Raw genomic sequence first — 20,870 nt, 5'->3', positions numbered from 1 at the left:
TGTCCAGGTCACAGTTCCACTCCGAAATCAGATCCCCCTAGGCTCGACCGCGTGACCACGACCCCCGGGCCCGGCGGCCCGACAGCGCTGCTGCGGCGCATGGCCGACGGCACCGTCAAGCAGGTCAGCCCCTTCACCGGCACCCAGGTGTGGACGGTCCCTGGCCGAGCGCACCGACCGATCGAGCACGCGCCCGGCAACGTCGTCGCGGTGGATCCCGCCGAGCCGGAGGCGTACTGCGCGTTCTGTACGACGCGCCTGCGCGAGACCACCCCGGAGAAGGCGCGCCTCGTCCGCGAGGGAGACACCTGGGCCGTCCTCGACGAGGTCCCGGCCGACCGGCTCGACGCCACCACGCCCGAGTTCCGCCTGATCGGCAATCTCTTCGAGATCGTCTCCCTCGACTACTGGACGTCGGTGCACGGCTACCGGATCCCCGCCCGCGCCGCCGCCCACCAGGCTGCCTACCTCGCGTCCCCGGCTGGCGCCGAACACGTCCGTGCCCTGGTCCGCACCCGCGTCGCCGCCTCACAGGGCGACCCTGCGGCCGCCGACGCCATGGGCACCGCCGCCCTCGCAGAACACTCGGAGAGCTTCTTCGGCGGATGTCACGACGTGGTGGTCGCGCGCCGCCACCTCGTCGACGGCGCCACGTCCAGCGACCGCCACGCGTCGTCGGGGGAGCTGACGCCGGAGGAGCACGAGCAGTACGTCGCCTTCGCTATCCGTGCCATGCGGGGGCTCTACCGCGACAACCCGCACGCCGCGTACGTGTCGGTGTTCCAGAACTGGCTCGCGTCGGCCGGCGCGTCGTTCGCCCACCTGCACAAGCAGCTCGTGGCGGTCGACGAGGTCCCCGCCAAGATCTCCCGGGAAATGGCGGCACTCGCCCGCGAACCGGATCTGTACAACACGGCCGGCATCGATCACGCGGCGGCCGAGGGGCTGGTGCTGGCGGCCAACGAGCACGCCGTCGCGGTGGTCGGGGTCGGTCACCGCCACCCGGCCCTGGTGGTCTACTCCAGGTCGGCGGCCGGCCGGCCGTGGGAGCACTCGGCGGCCGAGCTGCGCGGGGTCTCCGATCTACTGCACGCCTGCCACGCCGCGACGGGTCCGCTGGTGCCGTCCAACGAGGAGTGGCACACCCTGCCGCCGGGCTCGGCGGGGGACGGCGCGGCGATGCCGTGGCGGATCGTGCTCAAGTGGCGCATCTCGACGCCGGCCGGGTTCGAGGGCGCGACCGGGATCCACGTCAACACGATCGACCCGTGGGGCCTGCGCGACCGGGTGGCCCCGCGCCTGGCGGGGCTCCGCGCGGACGGCCGCATCGCGGACATGGCGTTGGGGGCCGAGTGCGGGGACGTGCGGGGGGCGCTGCGCTACGCGCGGTGACGACGACGAGGTGCGCCCGGCCCGGCCGGCGGGCGTGGCCGGTCAGTGGCCGCGGGAGCCGGTCCTGCGGGGCGCCCCGATCGCGGGGGTGGTGGCGGGCGCGGGGACGGCGCAGATCTTCGTGATCGGGGTGATCGCCTGAGTGGGGGTGATCGGCGCGGCGGTCGCCTCACGGATCCCCGGCACGGATGCGGGGATCACCACGGGCGTCGTCAGGGTCGGATCGAGCACCACGGCGGTGGGCGTCTCCTCGGAGCCGCCGTTGATCGTGCAACACAGCTCGTGCGCGTCCTCGTCGCGCCAGATGTTGACCCAGTGGACCTTGAGGCCCTCGCGGCTGGCCCGGCGGCGCAGCGCCGCCGAGTAAGGGCAGCCCGGCCGCCACAGCACCACGACCGCGTGCCCGGCGGAGGCCAGGGCGCGCACGGCCTGCAACGACTCGTGCCCCGTGGCGCGCAGCGGCGAGTTCCACAGCGCGACGAACAGCGTCCCGACGAGGACCACGGCCGCCAGCAGCGCACCGTGCCCGAAGCCGACGAGCGTCCACGCGATCGCACAACCCAGCGTCATGACGGCGGCGGGGCCGAACCAGCGGCCGGGGACGAGCTCCCGCCCGGCCCGTGCGAAGGGGTGGGTCACGCGCACGACCATACGCCCCTCGTTTCGGTGCGTGGGGCCCGCTTCCCCAGAATTGTGATCTGGCAACGACTTTGCTCTCAGGCCCAGGGCAGCGGTCCCGGTTCGCGTTCCGCCCACCGGCGGACGGCTTCGCCGTCGCGGACGTCGAGCCCGACGGTGTCGACCTCGATCGCCTCCGGCCACGCCGCCGGGCGCGCCAGCTGGTCGTCGAGCACCTCGATCGTGGCCTCGGACGGGTCCGTCCCCGCGCGCGCCCGCTCGGTGATCCGCCGCACCAGCTCGTCGCGGGGCGCGGTGCACGAGATCTCCACCAGCTCGGCGTGCGCGCCGGCGGCCACGGTCTCGGCCTCGGCCCGCCGGCGCGGCTCGAGCCACGTGGCGTCCAGCACCACGCTGCGGCCCAGGGCGAGTGACGCGGCCGCGCGGTCGAGCAGCTCGGCGTAGACGGCCCCGACCGCCTCCTCCGAATACCTGTCGCCCCCCCGGGCCGCCTGCGCGCGCACCGCGTTCGAGCGCACCACATCCGAGCGCACCACGTCCGAGCGCAGCAGTTCCGCGCCCAGCGCCTCGGCCAGCGGCGCCGCGAGGGTGGACTTGCCCGACCCGGAGACGCCGCCTACCAGCACCAGTCGCACCCTCCCACGCAGCAGCGAGTCGACGGCCAGGTCCGCCAGCTCGAGGGCGCGTCGCGCGTCGCCGAGGCCCCCGTCGCCGTCGGCCGCCTGCTCGGCGCGGATCGCGGTGACCTTCGACCGGACGAGTGCCCGGTACCCGATGTAGTGGTGGACGAGCGACGGCGGCGCGTCGTCGCCGGAGGCCTCCCTGTAGGCGCCGAGGAGGACGACGGCGAGGTCCCGCGCCCCCGACGCGTCGAGGTCCATCGCCAGGAACCCGATGTCCAGCACGGCGTCCCCGTAGCGGAGCAGGTCGTCGAACTCGAGGCAGTCGATCACCCTCGGCCCGTCGTCGAGCAGGTAGACATCGGCGGCCAGCAGGTCCCCGTGCCCGTCGACGATCCGACCGTCCGCCACGCGGGACTCCAGCAGGGGCGCGCGCCCGCGCAGGTAGTCGGTGGCGAGCGCCTCGATGTCGTCGACGATCTCCGGCGCGTCCCGGCCCACCTCGAGGCGGCGCAGGTGATCGAGGACCGCTCCCACAACCCGGCCACCGCCGCCGGGGTGCCCGCCGCGTCGATCTCCTCCGAGCGTGGGCCGGCGGCGTGCAGGCGCGCGATCTGCCGGGCCACCTTGGTCAGGCCCACCACGATGTCCGTATCGCCGCCCCCGGGTCCGCCTTCGGCCCGGAGGCGGACCAATGAGGCGAGGCTCCTGCGCGCCGGCAGCCGGCGCATCGCCACGACGTGATGGATCACCTCGCCGTCGGGACCCCTCACCTCCAACACGCCCCTGTACACGTCCGGGGCGAGCCGACTGTTGAGTTCGACCTCGCGCCGGCTCTGCTCCCCGCGGGCCGCGGCGGTGGTGTTGTCGAGGAAACCGAGGTCGACCGGCTTGCGGACTCTGTGAGCCTCGTCACCCCAAGGGAAGATGAGCGCGCTGTGCGTCTCCACCACGACGGGCGGGCCGGGCGGCGGCGGATCGACGGCTGCGGAAGCGTCCATGCACCCAGCCTAGGCAGGCATGACGCGCGACACACCGGTCGCGCAGGCGCCGCGTGAGAAACCTGAAATGCCCCGGTGACCGGGTTGTTACGTCAAGGGACGCTGAGGTTCTCGACCCCTTGCGGAACTCTCGTGCGCTTGTAGGGTCGCCGACGCACCCCGCTCCGACCGGGGTGTCCGCGATGAGATTCATCGGGGTCGATGCAGATCGGAGAGTTCCTCTATGACGAACACCCACCGCAAGACCACCAACCGCACCACCGCGAAGATCGCCGCCGTCGGCGCGTTCGGCATCGGTGCCGCCATCGCGTTCCCGGGCCTGGCCGCTGCGCAGACCAACGCCCCCACGGATCCCACCGCCAGCCTGGCCGAGGCCACCGGCGAGGACGGCAGCCTCGAGGAGCTCCCGGTTGACCAGAGCAGCGTCGAGGGTGCGCTCGGCACCGAGCTCGCCGTGGACCTGGGCAGCCTCACGTTCAACCTCAACCTGGACGCCGAGACCCCCAACCCGGGCTCCGTGGAGCTCGGCAGCCTCGGCGTGTCCCCGAACACCGGCAGCGGCCTGATCGACGGAGACTCCGCCTCCGCCTCGGGCTCCGGCGATGAGGCCGAGGAGGAGCCCGCCGAGACCTCCGGTTCGCTCGACACCGGCTCGCTCGCCTGAGCAGACCCCCGCGCCGACTGAGGCGCTACGACCCGGCCCGGGGTCGTGACCGGATCAACGGTCGCGGCCCCGGGCCGTTGCGTGTCCGCGTACTCGCCGACGTCGGCCGACGCCACGACCGGCGGATCGGCGTCGACCGGGTTGATCGGGAAGACCCCGCTCGACCCGTGGTAGCCGCCGCCCGCGTGGTTGGCCGCGATCGTGTAGGCCTGCGCAGTCGGTCCCCCGGCCCGGGACGGTGTCCATGTAGGGCAGGAACTGTTCCTGATCCCGGTGACCCGGGCGGCCCGGTCCAGGCGGCGGTCGAACTCGAAGAGCTCCGGGTTGAACTCCACTGCGGCCACCGTGAACGGCGACGTCACCACCATCGGCACTCCGTGAAGATCCGCTGCAACCCCGGTCGCGGGACGTCCCCTGTTCCATGCAGTCAGAGATGACCGGCCCCCGCAGGACGTGGGCGGACCCCTCCCGATTACGGGCCGTCGTGTGTCGCCGGACACTCATGGGGGATGATGCAGGCGTGACGATCGTCGTGGCCTGCGGGGCCTTCAAGGGCTCACTCACCGCTATCGAAGCGTGCCGTCACGCGGCCGAGGGTGCCCGGCGAGCGCGCCCCGAGATCGACGTGGTCGAGCGCCCGGTCGCCGACGGCGGGGGCGGCAGCCTCGCGGTGATGGTCGCCGGAGGCGCGCGCCCCGTGCCCGTCATCGTCTCCGGGCCCACGGGCGAGACGGTGGAGACGTCCTTCGCCGCCATCGATCCGGACACCGCGTTCGTCGAGATGGCAGATGCCTGCGGCCTGCTGCGCCTGCCCGGCGGTGAGCCGCGGCCTCTCGAGGCGTCGAGCCGCGGCGTCGGCGAGGTCATGCTGGCCGCGCTCCGATCCGGTCGCGGCAACATCCACCTCGGCATCGGCGGCAGCGCCTCCACCGACGGCGGCACCGGGATGCTCTCCGCGCTGGGCGCGCGGTTCCTCGACGCCTCCGGTGCCGAGCTACCCGACGGCGGCGGCGCGTTGATCAACCTGGACCGCGTGGACCTCGACGGTCTCGACCCGGCCGTCCGGGCCGCCCGGATCCTCGTGGCCTGCGACGTCGACAACCCGCTGCTCGGCCCGCTGGGCGCGGCCCGCGTCTACGGCCCCCAGAAGGGCGCCACCGACGAGCAGCTGGACGAGCTCGAGGCCGGACTCGCCCGGCTCGTCGAGGTCCTGCGCGCCCAGGGGCTCGATGTGCACCCCGACGCCCCGGGCTCGGGCGCTGCCGGCGGTGTGGGCTTCGCCGCCCGCGAGCTGCTCGGCGCCTCCCTGGACCCCGGCTTCCAGGTGCTGGGCACGCTCACCGGCCTGGAAGACATGCTCTCCGCCGCCGACCTCGTGGTGACCGGCGAGGGGCGACTGGACGACCAGACCATGCACGGCAAGACCCCGATGGGCGTGGCCGCCCTCTGCCGGTCACACGCGGTGCCGGTGGTCGCGGTCTGCGGCCGCCTGGATCTCGAGGCCGACCGGGTCGCCGAGGCCGGGTTCGCCGCCGCCGCCGCCTTGACCGAACGCGAGCCGGACCTCGAGCGGTCGATCGCCAACGCGGGCCCGCTGCTCGAAGACGTCGCCGCCGACGTCATCTCGCGCATCCTGCCCTGATGCCAGCGGCGCCCGGTCGGCATGATGGGAGCAGCCCCCGGCCACAGCCCACAGCCCCCGCCCCCTTGGAGGTCGACATGCGCAAATGGCTCCTCGGAGCGCCACTGGCCGCTCTCGCCGCGGTCGCGGCCACCGATCTGCGGCAGACCCGCTACCCGATCCTGCGGACCTTCCCCGTCCTCGGCCACGCCCGGATGGCACTGACCGCCATCGGCCCCGAGCTGCGGCAGTACATCGTCGCGGGCAACGACGAGGAACGTCCGTTCACCCGCGACCAGCGGGACTGGGTGTACGAATCCGCCGAGACGCGGGCGACCACGTTCGGCTTCGGCACGGACAACGACATCGAGTTCCTCGAGGGCTACCCGATCGTCAAGCAGCGCACCTTCAGCGACGTCACGCTGTCCGCCAGCCCGCACGCCGGGCAGCAGCTGCCGCTCCCACCCGCCAAGGTGCTCGGCGCGGCCCGGGGCCGCGCCCGCGCGTACCGACCGGAGTCGCTGGTCAGCATCTCGGCGATGAGCTACGGCGCGCTCTCCGCCCCGGCGGTCGAGGCGCTCAACCGCGGCGCCGCCCTCTCGGGGGCCCTGCACAACACCGGCGAGGGCGGCCTGAGCCCGTATCACCAGAACGGCGCGGACCTGGTCTTCCAGATCGGCACCGCGTACTTCGGGGTCCGGGACGACGACGGCCGCTTCGACATCGACAAGCTGGTGGCCCTCACCGAGAAGCACCCGATCCGTGCGATCGAGATCAAGCTCAGCCAGGGCGCCAAACCGGGGCTCGGCGGGCTCCTGCCGGCGGCCAAGATCACCGAGGAGGTCGCCGCGATCCGCGGGATCCCGATGGGCGAGGACTGCGCGAGCCCCTCCCGCCACACCGCGTTCCACGACGTCGACTCGATGCTGGACCTGGTCGAGGAGATCGCGGACCGCACCGGACTGCCCGTCGGCATCAAGTCGGCGGTCGGCGACATGACCTTTTGGGAGGATCTCGCCACCGCGATGGTCCCGCGCGACCGGGGCGTCGACTTCATCACGATCGACGGCGGAGAGGGCGGCACCGGAGCGGGCCCGCTCGTGTTCACCGACGCCGTGTCCCTGCCCTTCCGCCTGGGCTTCCCACGCGTCTACTCGATCTTCGCCGAAGCCGGGCTGACCGACGACGTCATGTTCATCGGGTCCGGCAAGCTCGGCATCCCGGAGAACGCGGTGGTCGCACTGGCGCTGGGCGTCGACATGATCAACGTGGCCCGCGAGCCGATGCTGTCGGTGGGCTGCATCCAGGCGCAGAAGTGTCACACCGGCGGATGCCCCACGGGGGTCGCCACCCAGAACCCCTGGCTCGTCCGCGGTGTCGATCCCACGGCGATGGCGGTGCGGTGTTCGAACTACATCCGGTCACTGCGCCGCGAGCTCGTCAAGGTCGCCGGCGCGGTCGGGGTCCCGCATCCCGGTCTCATCGGGCCGACCGACGTCGAGCTCGCCCGCGGGACCCGGGACGCGCACACGCTGGCCGACATCTACGGGTACCGGGACGGCTGGGGACTGCCGGGCGAGGACGATGCCCGTGCCATCACCGAGTTCATGGTCGCCTCCGGCGTCGCGGAATACACGGCCGCGGTCACGCCACCCGGCATCGGTCCGCGCGACTGACCGACCGTGCGCGACTGACACCGACCGCACCAGCAGCCGGCCGGGGTCGCGGCGCCGCTCAGCTCTCGGACACGCCCGCGCGCAGGAGCCCCAGCTCGCGGTTGAGGTTGGCGTGGGCCTTCTTCTCCCACAGATCACGGCCCGCCCGCGTGAGGAACACCGAGCGACGGTCGAGCAACCCCTCCAACGCGCCGATCCGCCCGGCCACGAACCGCTCGCCCGGCACGTGAGCGTACTCGTGGCGGACGTCGCGGGCGTAGGTGTCATACGTGTCGGGGTCGGCACCGAGCACGGCCAGGTCGGCGTCGGAGAGGACCGCGCCGTTGAGGTCCCCCGGCTCGACGCGGTGCCCGCCCATGAGGCGGACCAGCCGCGCGACCTCGGCGGCCGGAGCGGAGGGGTCGAGAACTCGCTCGGCCAGCGCCGCGGACTTCTCGGTGTTCTCCGAGCCGGCGGGGTCGAACACCGCGGCGTGTAGCCAGGCGGCCAGGCGGACCTCGGTGCCGTCGAACGACTCCCCGTCGGCCTCGAGCGCGTCGATCGCCCGCAGGACGGCCCGCAGGTGCGTCTCGTTGTGGTACCGCCGCTGCGGCTCGTTCCAGCGTCGCAGCAGGTCAGCACGCAGCTCGGCGGTGAGGAACTCGACGGTGGCGTCGAGGGGGTCAGCGGAGGCCGTGCGGTCCGTGTCCATGGTCGGACTCTACCGCCGTGGCCGCTCCGGGCAGGCCGGATCGGCCGGTCCCGGCCGTGGACGCCGGCCCGCCCCTACACCCCCGGGTCCGCCCCCGTCGCCGGCGGGAACTCCTCGAGGGCGGCGAGTTCGAGCTCGTCGAACGTGCGGGCCCGCGACAGGAACCGCTTCCCGGTCGGGTTCTCGAGACTGAACCCCGAGCCCCTGCCCGGGACCGCGTCCAGCACCAGTTGCGTGTGCTTCCAGGTGTCGAACTGTGGGCCCGAGATCCAGACGCGCACCCGGGTCGACGACGACGACGAGCTCAGGCGCTCCTCGTCGTCGTCGCCCGCCGGTACGTCCCGGGCGCCCGGCGCCAGGTCCACCTCCCCCACGAGGACATCCCGCTGACCCACGCGGAACTCCCCGTCCGGGTAGCACATGGGCGCCGAACCGTCGCAGCACCCGCCGGACTGGTGGAACATCACCGGCCCGTGGCGCTCGACCAGCTCGCGGATCAGCTGCGCGGCCGGCTCGGTGACCACGACGCGCGCCGGCAGCGTCGCCGGTGCCCCCTCGGGCGGGAGGGCCCGTGCCGCGATGCGCACGCTCCCGCCCGAGGGCAATCCGCACACGTCGTCCATGGCCGGTCTCCTTTCAGAACAAGCGCTGGATCAGAAGAAGCCCTGAGGCTTGCCCGAGTAGCCCACAAGCAGGCACTTGGTCTGCTGGTAGTGGTCGAGCATCATCCGGTGGTTCTCGCGCCCGATGCCGGACTGCTTGTACCCGCCGAACGCCGCGTGGGCCGGGTACTGGTGATAGGTGTTGGTCCACACCCGGCCGGCCTGGATGGTGCGGCCGGCCCGGTAGGCGGTGGTGCCGTTGCGCGACCACACGCCGGCGCCGAGACCGTAGAGGGTGTCGTTGGCGATCATCATGGCGTCGTCGAAATCGGTGAACGAGCCCAACGCGAGGACCGGCCCGAAGATCTCCTCCTGGAACAGGCGCATCTTGTTGTTACCCTTGAAAACGGTCGGCTGGACGTAGAAGCCGCCGGCGAGATCGCCGTCGAGCTCAGCGCGACCACCACCGGTGAGGAGCTCGGCGCCCTCCTGCTTGCCGACGTCCATGTAGGACAGGATCTTCTCGAGCTGGTCGGTCGAGGCCTGGGCTCCCATCATCGTCTCGGTGTCGAGCGGGTTGCCCTGCTTAATCTTCTTGACGCGCTCGATCGCGAGCTCGGTGAAGTCGTCGAGGATCGACTCCTGCACGAGCGCGCGTGAGGGGCAGGTGCATATCTCGCCCTGGTTGAGCCCGAACATGGCGAAGCCCTCGAGCGCGGCCTGACGGAAGTCGTCGTCGGCGTTCATGACGTCCTCGAAGAAGATGTTCGGGCTCTTGCCGCCGAGTTCGAGGGTCACCGGGATGAGGTTCTCGGACGCGTACTGCATGATCAACCGGCCCGTGGTGGTCTCGCCGGTGAAGGCCACTTTGCGGATGCGCGGGTTGGACGCGAGCGGCTTACCGGCCTCGGTACCGAAGCCGTTGACCACGTTGATCACGCCCGGCGGCAGCAGATCGCCGATGAGCGACATCAGGAACAGGATCGATGCCGGGGTCTGCTCGGCCGGCTTGAGCACCACGCAGTTGCCGGCGGCCAGGGCCGGGGCCAGCTTCCAGACCGCCATGAGGATCGGGAAGTTCCACGGGATGATCTGGCCGACCACGCCGAGCGGCTCCTGGAAGTGGTAGGCGACGGTATCCCCGTTGATCTCGGAGATGCCACCCTCCTGGGCGCGGATCGCACCGGCGAAGTAGCGGAAGTGGTCGATCGCCAGCGGGATGTCGGCCGCCAGGCACTCGCGGATCGCCTTGCCGTTGTCCCACGACTCGGCGAGCGCGATCTTCTCGAGGTTCTCCTCCATGCGATCGGCGATCCGGAGCAGCACCAGCGACCGCTCCGTGGCGGAGCTCGCGCCCCACGCCGGCGCGGCGGCCCAGGCCGCGTCCAGCGCGGCCTCGATGTCCTCCGCGGTACCACGGCCGACCTCACAGAAGACCTGTCCGGTCTGCGGGGCGACGTTCTCGAAGTACTCGCCCTTGACCGGCGCGACCCACTCGCCGCCGATGTAGTGGTCGTAGCGGCTCTCGTAGGACATCACCGCGTCGGCGGAACCGGGCTGGGAGTAGACGGTCATGTCTGGCACCTCTCGTCTGCGAGCGCCGACCCCCACGGCCGGCGACTGTGATCCAGAACACTATCAACGGGAGGGTTGCACGGACGTTGCACGCCGCGCGGTGAGGCATGGGGCGGCGGGGAAGGACCGGGGACGACGACGAGGCGCTCAGGCCCCCAGCCGGTCGTCCAACACCCGGTGCACGGAGCGGGCCGAGGACCGCGCCGCCGGGGAGAGGTCGGGCAGCGACCCCAGGGTCCGCCAGGCGTCGGGGTCCTCGCGCCCGGGGCCGGCGGTCCAGGCGCGCAGGGCCCGCACCGATCCCGCGCCCAACGCGGCGGCGCGGACCCGGGCGTGCAGCTCTTCCCGCAGGTCGACGACACCCGGCGCGAAGGAGGTCGGCAAGAGCGGACCGGGGTAGGCCGCCACCGCGGCGTCCACGTCGACGTCGAGCATGGCGACCACCCGGTCGGCATCGGTCTCCACGACCCCCGGTGCCAGGCGGTACGGCCGGGAGCCGATGACGTCCGGCCCCAGGACGCGGCGCAGTCTCGACATCTCGGCGCGGACGCTGACGGCGTCGAGCCTCCCCTCGGCGAGGAGCCCGGCCAGCGCTCCGCCGGACAGCCCACCGGGGTGGGCGGCGAGCAGGACGAGGATCTCGGCGTGACGACCGGTGAGCGGGCCGAGGTCGGCGAGCACCGGACGGGCGGTGCCGAGGACCTCGAGGAGGCGCGGCGCGGTCGCCGTCGCCACCGCCGCCCCCGCCCGCCCGGGCAGGAGCATGCCGGCCGGGGTCGACCGCAGCTCGGCCTCGGCGAGCAGCGCGGTGGCACCGACCAGGGCGAGCATCTCGTCCGAGGCCGCGGTGCCGTGACCGGTCACGTCGATACCGCCGATCACCCGCCCCGTCACCGGGTCGTGGACCGGCGCGGCCGAGCAGCTCCACGAGTGGGCGGGCGCGAGGAAGTGCTCCGCACCACGCACCCGCACGGGGACGTCGTGCCGCAGCGCGAGGCCCGGCGCGTTCGCCCCCACCGCGTCGTCGCTCCACAGCGCTCCCGGCACGAACGCCATCCGCTCCGCCCGCGTCCGCACGCCGCGGTCCCCGTACAGCCACAGGAGCCGGCCGTCGGCGTCGGCGACCGCCACGAGGTGGCCGCTGGTCATGACCCCGGACACCAGGACCTTCTCGACGACGGGCAGCACCGCCGCCATCCGGTGCGCGGCCAGGTGCTCGGACAGGTCGGGGCCCTGCAGGTCGACCGGCGGATCCGCCCGATCCGGGTCGATCCCCCGTCGCCTGCTCCGCTCCCAGGACTGCGCGACGATCGCGCTGGCCACGGTTGGCCTCCCCGCCGACATGACACCAGTGTAACGACCGTCACAGAACATGACGTCACCCTCCTAAGCGAATCCGAATAACAGGTGCTTGCCATAGGGGGCGGCGACCCCTCTACACTCGTCAGTGATGCAGGCCACACATGACCTAAGGACCGAAATGACGACCGAGTTCGCCACCCCGCCAGCCGCAAACCCCTTCCCTGTCGAGAACCTGTCGAGAATCGTGTTCAAGAACGCACAGGAGGCGCCGAACGACGTCGCCGTGCTGCGCCTGGTCGGCGGCGACTGGAAGGACGTCACCTGCGCCCGGTACCTGGAGGAGGTCAAGGGCGTGGCCAAGGGCCTCATGGCCCGGGGCGTGAAGCCCGGCGACCGACTGGCGATCATGAGCCACACCCGCTACGAGTGGTCGCTCATCGCCTGGGCGGCCTGGGCCGCCGGCGCGGTCACCGTGCCGATCTACGAGACGTCCTCGTCCGCGCAGTGCGACTGGATCCTCACCGACTCCGAGGCGACCGTCGCGGTCGTCGAGGACCTCGAGTTGCGCGAGGTGCTCACCGCCGGCACCGACTGGTCCGGTGACATCCTCGTGATCGAGAACGACCTCGTCGCCCAGCTCACCGAGGCCGGCGCCGACGTCTCGGACGCCGATCTCGAGAAGGCCTCGCTCGTCGCCGGCCACCAGGACCCCTGCGCGATCGTCTACACCTCCGGCACGACCGGCAACCCCAAGGGCTGCGAGATCGCGCACGGCGGGTTCGGCGGCGTCGTCGTGTCGATCGAGGAGCAACTCCAGGACGCGTTCGTGCCCAACAGCCGGACCCTCATCTTCCTGCCCCTGGCCCACGTCCTCGCCCGCATCCTGGAGGTGGCCTGCTTCTACAAGCGCGTGGCCGTGGCGCACGAGCCGGACACCACCAAGGTCATCGAGCGCCTCGGCGAGATCCACCCCACCTTCCTGGTGTCGGTGCCGCGCGTGCTGGAGAAGGTCTACAACTCCGCCGCGGCAAAGGCCGAGAACGCCGGTGGCGCGAAGGCCAAGATCTTCAAGGCCGCCGTTCAGACGGCCATCGACTACTCCAAGGCCCTCGAGAACGGCGGCCGGCCGTCGGCCGCGCTGAAGGTCAAGCAGAAGCTCTACTCCAAGCTCGTCTACTCGAAGCTGCACGACGCACTGGGCGGCGAATGCGACCGCATCATCTCGGGCGGTGGGCCGCTGGGCGCCCGCCTGGGCCACTTCTTCCGCGGCGCCGGGTTCGACCTGCTCGAGGGCTACGGCCTGACCGAGTCCTCGGGCGTGCTCACCGTCAACCCGACCAACCGTGCCAAGATCGGCACCGTCGGCACGCCGATCCCGGGCGTCACAATCCGCATCGCCGAGGACGGCGAGATCCTGGCCAAGGCCAAGACACTGTTCAAGGGCTACTGGCGAAACCCGGAGGCGAGCGAGGCCGCGTGGACCGGCGAGTGGTACCACACCGGTGACATCGGCGAGCTCGACTCCGACGGCTACCTGTCCATCACGGGTCGCAAGAAGGACCTGATCGTCACCGCCGGCGGGAAGAACGTCTCGCCGTCACAGCTCGAGGACCTGCTCACCTCCGACCCGCTGATCAGCCAGGCCGTCGTGGTGGGCGACAACCGCAGCTACATCGCGGCGCTCGTCACGATCGACCCGGAGACGTTCCCGGCGTGGCGGGACAGACACGGCAAGACCGGCGAGGTCTCGGACCTGCTGCAGGACGGCGACCTGGTCGGCGCGGTCCAGGACGCGGTGGACCGGGCCAACAAGTCGGTCTCCCGCGCGGAATCCATCCGCAAGTTCAAGATCCTCGCGGCCGAGTTCTCCGTCGAGTCCGGCGAACTCACTCCCACCCTCAAGCTCAAGCGCAACGTCGTGCACGACCGGTTCGGCAGCGAGATCGAGTCGCTGTACACCGGCGCCTGATCCGCCGATCGTGGGAGCGCCCGGGCCCGGACGGGTTCCGGGCGCTCCCACATCCGCCCGATCAGGCGTACATGCCCTCGATCTGCTCGGTGTAGTGCTGCTCGACCACGTGCCGCTTGACCTTGAGGGTCGCCGTCAACTCGCCCGAGTCCTCAGTGAAGTCGCGGGGCAGTACGACGAACTTCTTGACGCCCTCGGCATGTGAGACCTGCCGATTGGCATCGTCCACGGCGGCCTGGATCTCGGCGCGCAGCGCGGGGTCGGTGACCAGGTCCTCGACCGGCCGGCCGCCGTAATCGTTCTCTTCCGCCCAGTTCCGGAGCTCGTCCTCGTCCACCGTGATCAGCGCGGAGACGAACTTGCGGGCCTCACCGATGAGGACCGCGTGGCCGACGAGTCGATGCGCCCGGATCGCGTCCTCGATCTGCCCCGGCGAGACGTTCTTACCGCCGGCGGTGACGATGATCTCCTTGGCGCGACCGGTGATCGTCAGGTAACCGTCCGGGTCGAGCGAGCCGAGGTCACCGGTGGCGAACCAGCCGTCGCGAACGGCCTCGGCGGTGGCCTCCTCGTTGTTCCAGTAGCGGTCGAAGATCAGCTCGCCGGCCAGTTCCACCTCACCGCTGTCGGCGATCCGGACGCTCGTCCCGGCCACGGGTCGCCCGACGGTGCCGATGCGCTGGCAGCCGGGGCCGTTCACGGTGGCGGCGGCGGTGCTCTCTGTGAGCCCGTAGCCCTCGTAGACGGGTACGCCGGCTCCACGGAAGAAGTGCGAGATGCGGTCGGGCAGGGCGCCACCGCCGGAGATGGCGTACTCACAGCGACCGCCGAGCGCCTCGCGGATGGCCCTGTAGACGAGCAGGTCGAGAGCCTTGTACCGGGCGGCGTGCGGGAGCGAGGGCCGGCGCGCGTCGTCCAGTCCGTCGTTGCCGCGCAGACGGCTGTCCTCGATGGCGACCGCTTCGGCGCGCTCGAAGATCCGCCTCTGAACCGCGCCCTTGGCGGCGGCCTTCGTGGCGATCCCGTCGCGCACCTTCTCGAAGACGCGGGGGACCCCGAGAATCATGTGCGGCCGGAAATCGGCGAAGCGCGGGAGGATGGTGGAGGTGTCGTCCCAGAAGCCGACGGTCGCGTCACCTAGGTAGACCGTGTAGGTCACGGCGCGGGCGAGCACGTGGGCCAGTGGCAGGAACATCAGGACCTTCTTGCCCTGCTGCGCCATCGACCCGATGGGGTGGTCGAGCAGCGCGTGACACTCCGACAGGAGGTTGCGGTGGGTGATCACGCAACCTTTGGGCCGCCCGGTGGTGCCGGAGGTGTAGATGATCGAGGCGGGGGTGTCGAGTTCGAGCGTGGCCACCGCGGCGTCCAGGGTCTCGTCATCGACGGACTCGACGTCGGCCTCGAGGGCCTCGAGCCCGCCGTCGTCGAGGTAGAGGATCCGGGTGCAGGTGTCGGGGACAGCTGTGTCTCCGACGACGACGACGTGTTCGTCGTTCTCGGCTACGAGAATTTTCGCAGCGGAGTCGGCGAGAATCCATTCGAGTTGCCCCGCCGAGGATGACGGGTAGATCGGCACGGTGATGGCTCCGGCGGTCCAGACGGCGAGATCGACCAGTACCCATTCGAGACGGGTCCCGGCCATGAGCGCCACCCGGTCCCCGGGCTCGACGCCGGCCGCGATGAGTCCGGCCGCGATCCTGTCCACGCGCTCGACGAGCTCGGCGTTGGAGACGGATCGCCACCGGCCGTCGACGTAATGGTCGAACGGTACCGCCCGCGGCGCCGTGGCGGCGCGCCCTCGCGCCACCACCGGGATCAGGTCGGAACGTGTGAAGGTTCGCTGAGCGGGGACGGTGATCTCGCGCATGCCGGAGGCGGCCTTTCGGGCGACGATAAAAATGGAGCGCAGTCGATTATCGGCCCGACGGGCGCTCGTGGCAATCAGGGGGCCATTCCCTGACCACACCCTCGTGCCATGTCGCCCCATCGCGTACAATCGCAAATAGACAGACCTGTTCATTCTTCAGAACGGAACACACCATGGCGCAGATCTACTCCGACATCTCTGAGACCATCGGCAAGACCCCGCTGGTCCGTCTCAACTCCCTGACCGAGGGATTGCAGGCCACCGTCCTGGCCAAGCTCGAGTCCGCCAACCCGGCCGCGAGCGTGAAGGACCGCATCGGCGCGGCGATCATCGACGACGCGGTGGCGTCGGGCGGCCTCAAGCCCGGTGGCACGATCGTCGAGGGCACGTCCGGCAACACCGGTATCGCGCTGTCCATGGTCGCGGCGGCCCGCGGTTTCAAGGCCGTCATCGTCATGCCCGACACCATGTCGGTCGAGCGCCGCGCCGTGATGCGCGCCTACGGTGCCGAGCTCATCCTCACGCCGGGCTCCGAGGGCATGAAGGGTGCGGTGGCCAAGGCCGAGGAGATCGCCGCGACGCGTGAGAACGCCGTCCTGGCGCGCCAGTTCGCCAATCCCGCCAACGTGGACGTCCACCGCCGCACCACCGGCCCCGAAATCTGGGAGGACACGGACGGCGACATCGACGTGTTCGTGGCCGGCATCGGCACCGGCGGCACCATCTCCGGCGCGGGCAACTACCTGCGCTCGCAGAAGTCGGACCTGCACATCGTCGCCGTCGAGCCCAAGGACTCGCCGCTGCTGACCGAGGGCAAGGCCGGACCGCACAAGATCCAGGGCCTGGGCGCCAACTTCGTGCCCGAGATCCTCGACCGCGAGATCTACGACGAGGTCATCGACGTCACCCTCGAGGACTCGCTGGAGATCGCCAAGCGACTCGGCAAGGAGGAGGGCATCCTCGCCGGCATCTCCTCCGGCGCCAACGTGTGGGCCGCCCTCGAGATCGCCAAGCGTCCCGAGAACGCCGGCAAGACCATCGTCGTCATCGTGTGCGACTACGGCGAGCGCTACGTCTCCACGATGCTGTTCGAGGACTACCGCGACTGATGACGCAGACGTCCGACCGCCCGGCGGGGTTCTGGCGCACGCTGCGCGAGGACCTCGCCGCGGCGCGCGCCCATGACCCGGCCGCCCGGGGCGACGTCGAGAACGCCGTCGTCTACTCCGGCCTGCACGCCATCTGGTTCCACCGGCTCTCACACCGGCTGTGGAACGCCGGCGGCGTCGGCCGGACCGCCGGGCGCGTCCTCTCCCAGTTCGCCCGGTTCCTCACGGGGATCGAGATCCACCCCGGCGCCACCATCGGTCGGCGCTTCTTCATCGACCACGGGATGGGCGTCGTCATCGGCGAGACCGCCGAGATCGGCGACGACTGCATGATCTACCACGGCGTCACTCTCGGCGGCGTCTCGCTCAAGCAGGTCAAGCGGCATCCGACGCTCGGGGATCGCGTGACCGTGGGTGCCGGGGCCAAGATCCTCGGACCCGTGGAGATCGGGGACGACTCGTCGGTGGGCGCCAACGCCGTCGTCGTCAAGAGCGCCCCCGCGAACTCGATCGTCGTAGGCGTCCCCGGTGAGGCCCGCCCGTCCAAGTCGACCAAGGAGGAGCTGCGCGACGCGCAGTTCTACATCGACCCGGCCATCTACATCTAGCCGGGCCGCCCGGCGGCGCCCACGCCCTGCCGACCTCGCCGCGCCGGCCCCGCCGTGCCGTCGAGAAGACAGTTCCGCACACATCGCCCGAGTGGATGCGTGCGGAACTGCCTTCTCGTCGAGTTCGGGACGACCGACGCGTCGGCCGCGCCCATCTCGGGGCGGTGGCGGAGTGACGGACTCCCCCCCGCGCCGACGAGGGCTAGGCTCTGCCACTGTGCGAGTGCTTCCCACCACCTACTGGCTGCGCGGACCGCTGGCCCTGCTGGCGCTGGCGTCGGTGATCATGGTCCTGCGCGCACCCGACGAGCGGACCCCGTGGTGGGGGATCACCCAGAGCTTCCTGGACGTCCACGTCTACCGCTGGGGCGCCGAGGCCGTCCGGTCCGGCACTCCTCTCTACGAGGGCCTGCTCTGGGGGCCCAACGCCCGCTTCTTCGCGGAGATGCCGTTCACCTACCCGCCGTTCTCCGCGTTGCTCTTCCAACCGCTGCCGCTGCTCTCCGAACCGCTCATGATGGCCGGCTGGACGGCCCTCACCCTGGGGCTGTTGTACCTGGTCATCCGGATGTCGTTCCGCGCGCTCGACTACGCCCCCGACACCGTCACCCGGCAGGTGTCCCTGTGCCTGGCCCTGATCAGCCTGTCGCTCGAGCCGGTGCGCACCACCGTCTGGCTGGGCCAGATCAACATCATCCTGCTGGCGCTCGTCCTCGCCGACCATCTCCTGTCCCGGATCGGCCCTGACCACCGCTTCTCCCGGTGGCGCCACATCGCCGGCATCGGCAGCGGACTCGCGGCGGGGATCAAACTGACGCCCGCGTTCTTCTGGGCGCACTGGGTCGTCACCGGGCGGTGGCGCCTCGCCCTGGTCTCCGTGGCCACCTTCCTCGCGACGGTGGCGGTCGGCTTCCTCGCGATCCCCTCGGACGCCGCCCGCTACTGGTCGGGCACGGTCTTCGAGTCGGGCTGTTAGGGACGTGCTTCGGAAAGCAGGGTTCTGATGATCGGGTAGCGCGAGTATGAGCATCGGATAGCGGTGCCGGTCATCGTGTGCTCGTGTCGGTTCTACGCGTGGCAACCAGGCTGCGCGTGATTCCGAACAGGAGGCACGGTGACTGATTACCGATTGGTGATGTCGCTACTGCTGCAGGACAGGTCCTACCGGGACATCGAGGCGATCGCGGGTTGCTCGCACCGCACGGTCGCGAAGGCGAAGAAGGTCTGCCACGAGCACGGGTTGACCGCCACGAGCCAGGTCGAGGCGCTCAGCGGCGAGGAGATCGACGTCTTGTTCGCCGATGGGCGCAAGACGCCGTCGGCGGAGTTCGTGGCCTTCGACGTGGCGGCGACCGTGAAGAAGCGCACGGGCAAGAACAAGCTGCCGCTGCGGGTGCTGTGGGCCAACTACCTCGACACTGACGGCACGCCGGGGCAGCGGCACTACAGCTACCAGCGGTTCTGCCAGATCATCGGCGAGTACGTCGAGGTCAACGAGCTGACGATGCGGATCACGCACGTGCCCGGGCACACGATGCAAGTCGACTGGGCGGGCACGAAGATGGCCATCTTCGACCCCGTCATCGGTACCAAGACCACAGTGTCGGTGTTCGTGGCGTCGCTGCCGTACTCGGGGATGGTCTTCGCCTGCGGCTGCCTGGACGAGAAGATGCCGAACTGGCTCGACGCGCACTTACAGGCGTTCGAGTACTTCGGCGGCGCGGCGCAGGTGATCGTCCCGGACAACGCCTCGACGGCGTCGAACCAGATCGCCCGCGGTGACCGGGCCCGCGAGGTCAACCGTGAGTACCGGGACTTCCTCGAGTACCACCAGACCGCCGCCGTGCCCACTCGGCCGGTGCGCCCGACAGACAAGGGACACGTCGAGGCCGGGGTGAAGGTGGTGACGAACTGGGTGATCGGACGGCTGGCCGATCGGCGGTTCGCGAGCCTGGACGATCTGAACGAGGCGATCGCCGCCGAGGTGGAGGCGATCAACGACCGGATCCCGTTCCGCGGCCAGAAGACGAGCCGCCGCGAGCTGTTCACCGAGCATGAGCAGTCCGAGTTGATCGCTCTGCCCGAGGTCCGCTGGCAGCCGGTCATCTGGAAGAAGTCCAAGGTCAACAGGGATTACCACGTGGAGATCGCCACGGTGAAGTACTCGGTGCCGTACACCTTCGCCGGCCAGCACGTCGATGTGAAGATCACCGGCCCCACACTCACGGTCATGGCTGGCGGTGAGGTCATCGCCTCCCACGTCGTCTCCGGTAGGCGGCACGCGTTCGTCACCGACCCTGACCACGTGCCCGCCCAGCACCTGCAGTCATCGGACCTGTGGTCGCGGGCCTACTTCGTGCGCCAGGCCCACAAGATCGGGCCGCATACCGTCGCCGCGATCAGCGAGGTCCTGGATCGCCAGCGGATCGAGGCGCAGGGCTACCGTTCGTGCCAGAACATCCTCGCCCTGGCCCGCGGCGACAACAAGATGCTGCTCGAGCGGGCCTGCGGGCAACTCGTCTCCGAGACCGCACGCCGGGCTATCAGCTACACCGCCGTCAAACAGCAACTGGCGGCCCTGCGGGCCCAGGCCGCCGCCCGGCCCACCACCACGCAGCCGGCGGTGGCGGCTACGACGGTCCGGGTGGAGCCGCCGCCGGGTCGGCGGGATACAACGGGGGCGCATCTGGCCGGGCCTGAGCAGTTCAGTCTCGCCGCCCTCACCGGACGCCCGAGTACGAGCACCGGCATCGCGGGGAAGGAGGAGCTGCAGTGACTGATCGTCATCTCACCGACGCTGACATGCCGCTGTTCACGCAGTTGCGGATGACCGCGTTCGGCCAGACCGTCATTGACCTGGCCAACGATCCCGCCTGCGACGAGTGGACCTTCTCCGAGAAGATCTTCCACGCTCTGGACAAAGAGATCACGGCCAGGCAGGAACGCCGGACCCAGAAACTACTCAAGGCCTCCAGATCGCCAAACCCTGACGCCTGCGTAGAAGAGATCCGCTACCTGCCTGACCGCAACGTCAACCGCGAGCTAATCGCACGACTTTCCAGCTGTCAATGGATCGACGCCACTCGTAATCTCGTCGTGCTCGGCCAGTCCAGCGTGGGCAAGACCTACCTCGCCCAAGCGCTTCTCAATGCCGCGTGCCGAAAGTACTACACCGCGAGATTCTTCCGGCTCGACGACCTGGCCAACCGGCTCGCCGTTCTAGAACCGACCTCGCAGCGCCGGCTGGACTTCCTCACCGACCTGCACAACTGTGACCTGCTGGTTCTGGACGACTTCCTGACCACCCCGGTGGCCCCGCACACCGCGGCCGAGCTGCTCAACATCCTGGCCGCCCGCGAAGGGCGAGGATCGACTCTGGTGACCTCCCAGTTCGACCCGCCCGATTGGTACAAGTCGCTCCAAGACGCGGTCATCGCCGAATCAATACTCAACCGCATCGTCGCCGGCGCCGAGATCATCGCACTCGACGGACCCAACATGAGACGACACCTCGCCACGACAACGCCATAG

The 20,870-nt window shown here is 70.6% G+C and carries 17 protein-coding genes; 10 read left to right on the top strand and 7 right to left on the bottom strand.

Translation table 11 applies throughout. The annotated features are described in order from the left end of the window. The first annotated feature begins 51 nt into the window (after nucleotides 1–51). Nucleotides 52–1,392, top strand: coding sequence for a DUF4921 family protein (locus C3V38_RS07380; RefSeq protein WP_254426117.1), 1,341 nt, complete (start codon nucleotides 52–54; stop codon nucleotides 1,390–1,392). Between the two features lie 42 nt (nucleotides 1,393–1,434). Here C3V38_RS07380 and C3V38_RS07375 read toward each other — a convergent pair whose 3' ends face one another. Both C3V38_RS07375 and C3V38_RS07370 read right to left on the bottom strand, forming a co-directional pair. Next, nucleotides 1,435–2,031, bottom strand: a complete 597-nt coding sequence (locus tag C3V38_RS07375; protein WP_254426116.1) for a hypothetical protein — start codon at nucleotides 2,029–2,031, stop codon at nucleotides 1,435–1,437. 77 nt (nucleotides 2,032–2,108) lie between these two features. After that, the gene (locus tag C3V38_RS07370; RefSeq protein WP_254426115.1) at nucleotides 2,109–3,188 is read right to left on the bottom strand and encodes an AAA family ATPase; all 1,080 of its coding nucleotides are present in this window, start codon (nucleotides 3,186–3,188) and stop codon (nucleotides 2,109–2,111) included. Nucleotides 3,189–3,875: 687 nt separating this feature from the next. Between C3V38_RS07370 and C3V38_RS07365 the strand changes: the two genes are divergently transcribed. The 3 genes from C3V38_RS07365 (at nucleotide 3,876) to C3V38_RS07355 (ending at nucleotide 7,613) form a co-directional block, all read left to right on the top strand. After that, nucleotides 3,876–4,316, top strand: coding sequence for a hypothetical protein (locus C3V38_RS07365; RefSeq protein WP_254426114.1), 441 nt, complete (start codon nucleotides 3,876–3,878; stop codon nucleotides 4,314–4,316). A 520-nt stretch (nucleotides 4,317–4,836) separates the two neighbouring features. Further along, the gene (locus C3V38_RS07360) at nucleotides 4,837–5,958 is read left to right on the top strand and encodes a glycerate kinase (RefSeq protein WP_106385413.1); all 1,122 of its coding nucleotides are present in this window, start codon (nucleotides 4,837–4,839) and stop codon (nucleotides 5,956–5,958) included. A gap of 77 nt (nucleotides 5,959–6,035) precedes the next feature. Next, nucleotides 6,036–7,613, top strand: a complete 1,578-nt coding sequence (locus tag C3V38_RS07355) for an FMN-binding glutamate synthase family protein (protein ID WP_106385412.1) — start codon at nucleotides 6,036–6,038, stop codon at nucleotides 7,611–7,613. Between the two features lie 58 nt (nucleotides 7,614–7,671). On the opposite strand, the gene C3V38_RS07350 is transcribed toward C3V38_RS07355, so the two are convergent. The 4 genes from C3V38_RS07350 to C3V38_RS07335 all read right to left on the bottom strand — a co-directional run bounded on the left by C3V38_RS07350 (nucleotide 7,672) and on the right by C3V38_RS07335 (nucleotide 11,825). Continuing rightward, a complete protein-coding gene (locus C3V38_RS07350) occupies nucleotides 7,672–8,304 on the bottom strand; it encodes a hypothetical protein (protein ID WP_106385411.1) in 633 nt (210 codons plus the stop codon). Nucleotides 8,305–8,378: 74 nt separating this feature from the next. Continuing rightward, nucleotides 8,379–8,927: a DUF779 domain-containing protein gene (locus C3V38_RS07345; protein WP_106385410.1), complete on the bottom strand. Its 549-nt coding sequence runs from the start codon at nucleotides 8,925–8,927 to the stop codon at nucleotides 8,379–8,381. A 30-nt stretch (nucleotides 8,928–8,957) separates the two neighbouring features. After that, on the bottom strand, nucleotides 8,958–10,481 hold the full coding sequence (locus tag C3V38_RS07340; RefSeq protein ID WP_106385409.1) for an aldehyde dehydrogenase family protein: 1,524 nt from the start codon (nucleotides 10,479–10,481) through the stop codon (nucleotides 8,958–8,960). A gap of 147 nt (nucleotides 10,482–10,628) precedes the next feature. Next, nucleotides 10,629–11,825, bottom strand: a complete 1,197-nt coding sequence (locus tag C3V38_RS07335) for a GAF domain-containing protein (RefSeq protein WP_129591172.1) — start codon at nucleotides 11,823–11,825, stop codon at nucleotides 10,629–10,631. Nucleotides 11,826–11,961: 136 nt separating this feature from the next. Here C3V38_RS07335 and C3V38_RS07330 point away from each other — a divergent pair, with 136 nt between their 5' ends. Continuing rightward, nucleotides 11,962–13,752, top strand: coding sequence for a long-chain fatty acid--CoA ligase (locus C3V38_RS07330; RefSeq protein ID WP_106385407.1), 1,791 nt, complete (start codon nucleotides 11,962–11,964; stop codon nucleotides 13,750–13,752). A gap of 61 nt (nucleotides 13,753–13,813) precedes the next feature. Here the strand turns inward: C3V38_RS07330 and C3V38_RS07325 are convergent, their stop codons facing one another. After that, a complete protein-coding gene (locus tag C3V38_RS07325; RefSeq protein WP_106385406.1) occupies nucleotides 13,814–15,622 on the bottom strand; it encodes a long-chain fatty acid--CoA ligase in 1,809 nt (602 codons plus the stop codon). 173 nt (nucleotides 15,623–15,795) lie between these two features. On the opposite strand from C3V38_RS07325, the gene cysK reads away from it, so the two are divergent. The 5 genes from cysK (at nucleotide 15,796) to C3V38_RS07300 (ending at nucleotide 20,870) form a co-directional block, all read left to right on the top strand. After that, the gene (gene cysK / locus C3V38_RS07320; protein ID WP_007629536.1) at nucleotides 15,796–16,731 is read left to right on the top strand and encodes a cysteine synthase A; all 936 of its coding nucleotides are present in this window, start codon (nucleotides 15,796–15,798) and stop codon (nucleotides 16,729–16,731) included. Next, the gene (gene epsC, locus C3V38_RS07315; protein ID WP_007629538.1) at nucleotides 16,731–17,339 is read left to right on the top strand and encodes a serine O-acetyltransferase EpsC; all 609 of its coding nucleotides are present in this window, start codon (nucleotides 16,731–16,733) and stop codon (nucleotides 17,337–17,339) included. Before cysK ends, epsC begins: the two co-directional genes overlap by 1 nt. Nucleotides 17,340–17,556: 217 nt before the next feature. Then, complete coding sequence (locus tag C3V38_RS07310; protein ID WP_254426113.1) at nucleotides 17,557–18,315, top strand: glycosyltransferase 87 family protein; 759 nt, start codon at nucleotides 17,557–17,559, stop codon at nucleotides 18,313–18,315. 138 nt (nucleotides 18,316–18,453) lie between these two features. Next, nucleotides 18,454–20,115, top strand: coding sequence for an IS21 family transposase (gene istA / locus C3V38_RS07305; RefSeq protein ID WP_254426098.1), 1,662 nt, complete (start codon nucleotides 18,454–18,456; stop codon nucleotides 20,113–20,115). Then, nucleotides 20,112–20,870: an ATP-binding protein gene (locus tag C3V38_RS07300; RefSeq protein WP_106385343.1), complete on the top strand. Its 759-nt coding sequence runs from the start codon at nucleotides 20,112–20,114 to the stop codon at nucleotides 20,868–20,870. Before istA ends, C3V38_RS07300 begins: the two co-directional genes overlap by 4 nt.

The organism is Dietzia sp. oral taxon 368 (assembly GCF_002999155.1).
Taxonomy (GTDB): domain Bacteria; phylum Actinomycetota; class Actinomycetes; order Mycobacteriales; family Mycobacteriaceae; genus Dietzia; species Dietzia cinnamea.
Note: the sequence above shows the minus strand (reverse complement) of the source record. Positions and strands in the feature narration are given on the sequence as shown.

Excerpts from the sequence above, each read along its gene's own strand:
- C3V38_RS07365 (WP_254426114.1), top strand. The coding sequence starts at position 3,876 with ATGACGAACACCCACCGCAAGACCACCAACCGCACCACCGCGAAGATC.
- C3V38_RS07355 (WP_106385412.1), top strand. The coding sequence starts at position 6,036 with ATGCGCAAATGGCTCCTCGGAGCGCCACTGGCCGCTCTCGCCGCGGTC.
- C3V38_RS07350 (WP_106385411.1), bottom strand. The coding sequence starts at position 8,304 with ATGGACACGGACCGCACGGCCTCCGCTGACCCCCTCGACGCCACCGTC.
- C3V38_RS07345 (WP_106385410.1), bottom strand. The coding sequence starts at position 8,927 with ATGGACGACGTGTGCGGATTGCCCTCGGGCGGGAGCGTGCGCATCGCG.
- C3V38_RS07340 (WP_106385409.1), bottom strand. The coding sequence starts at position 10,481 with ATGACCGTCTACTCCCAGCCCGGTTCCGCCGACGCGGTGATGTCCTAC.
- C3V38_RS07335 (WP_129591172.1), bottom strand. The coding sequence starts at position 11,825 with ATGTCGGCGGGGAGGCCAACCGTGGCCAGCGCGATCGTCGCGCAGTCC.
- C3V38_RS07330 (WP_106385407.1), top strand. The coding sequence starts at position 11,962 with ATGACGACCGAGTTCGCCACCCCGCCAGCCGCAAACCCCTTCCCTGTC.
- C3V38_RS07325 (WP_106385406.1), bottom strand. The coding sequence starts at position 15,622 with ATGCGCGAGATCACCGTCCCCGCTCAGCGAACCTTCACACGTTCCGAC.
- cysK (WP_007629536.1), top strand. The coding sequence starts at position 15,796 with ATGGCGCAGATCTACTCCGACATCTCTGAGACCATCGGCAAGACCCCG.
- epsC (WP_007629538.1), top strand. The coding sequence starts at position 16,731 with ATGACGCAGACGTCCGACCGCCCGGCGGGGTTCTGGCGCACGCTGCGC.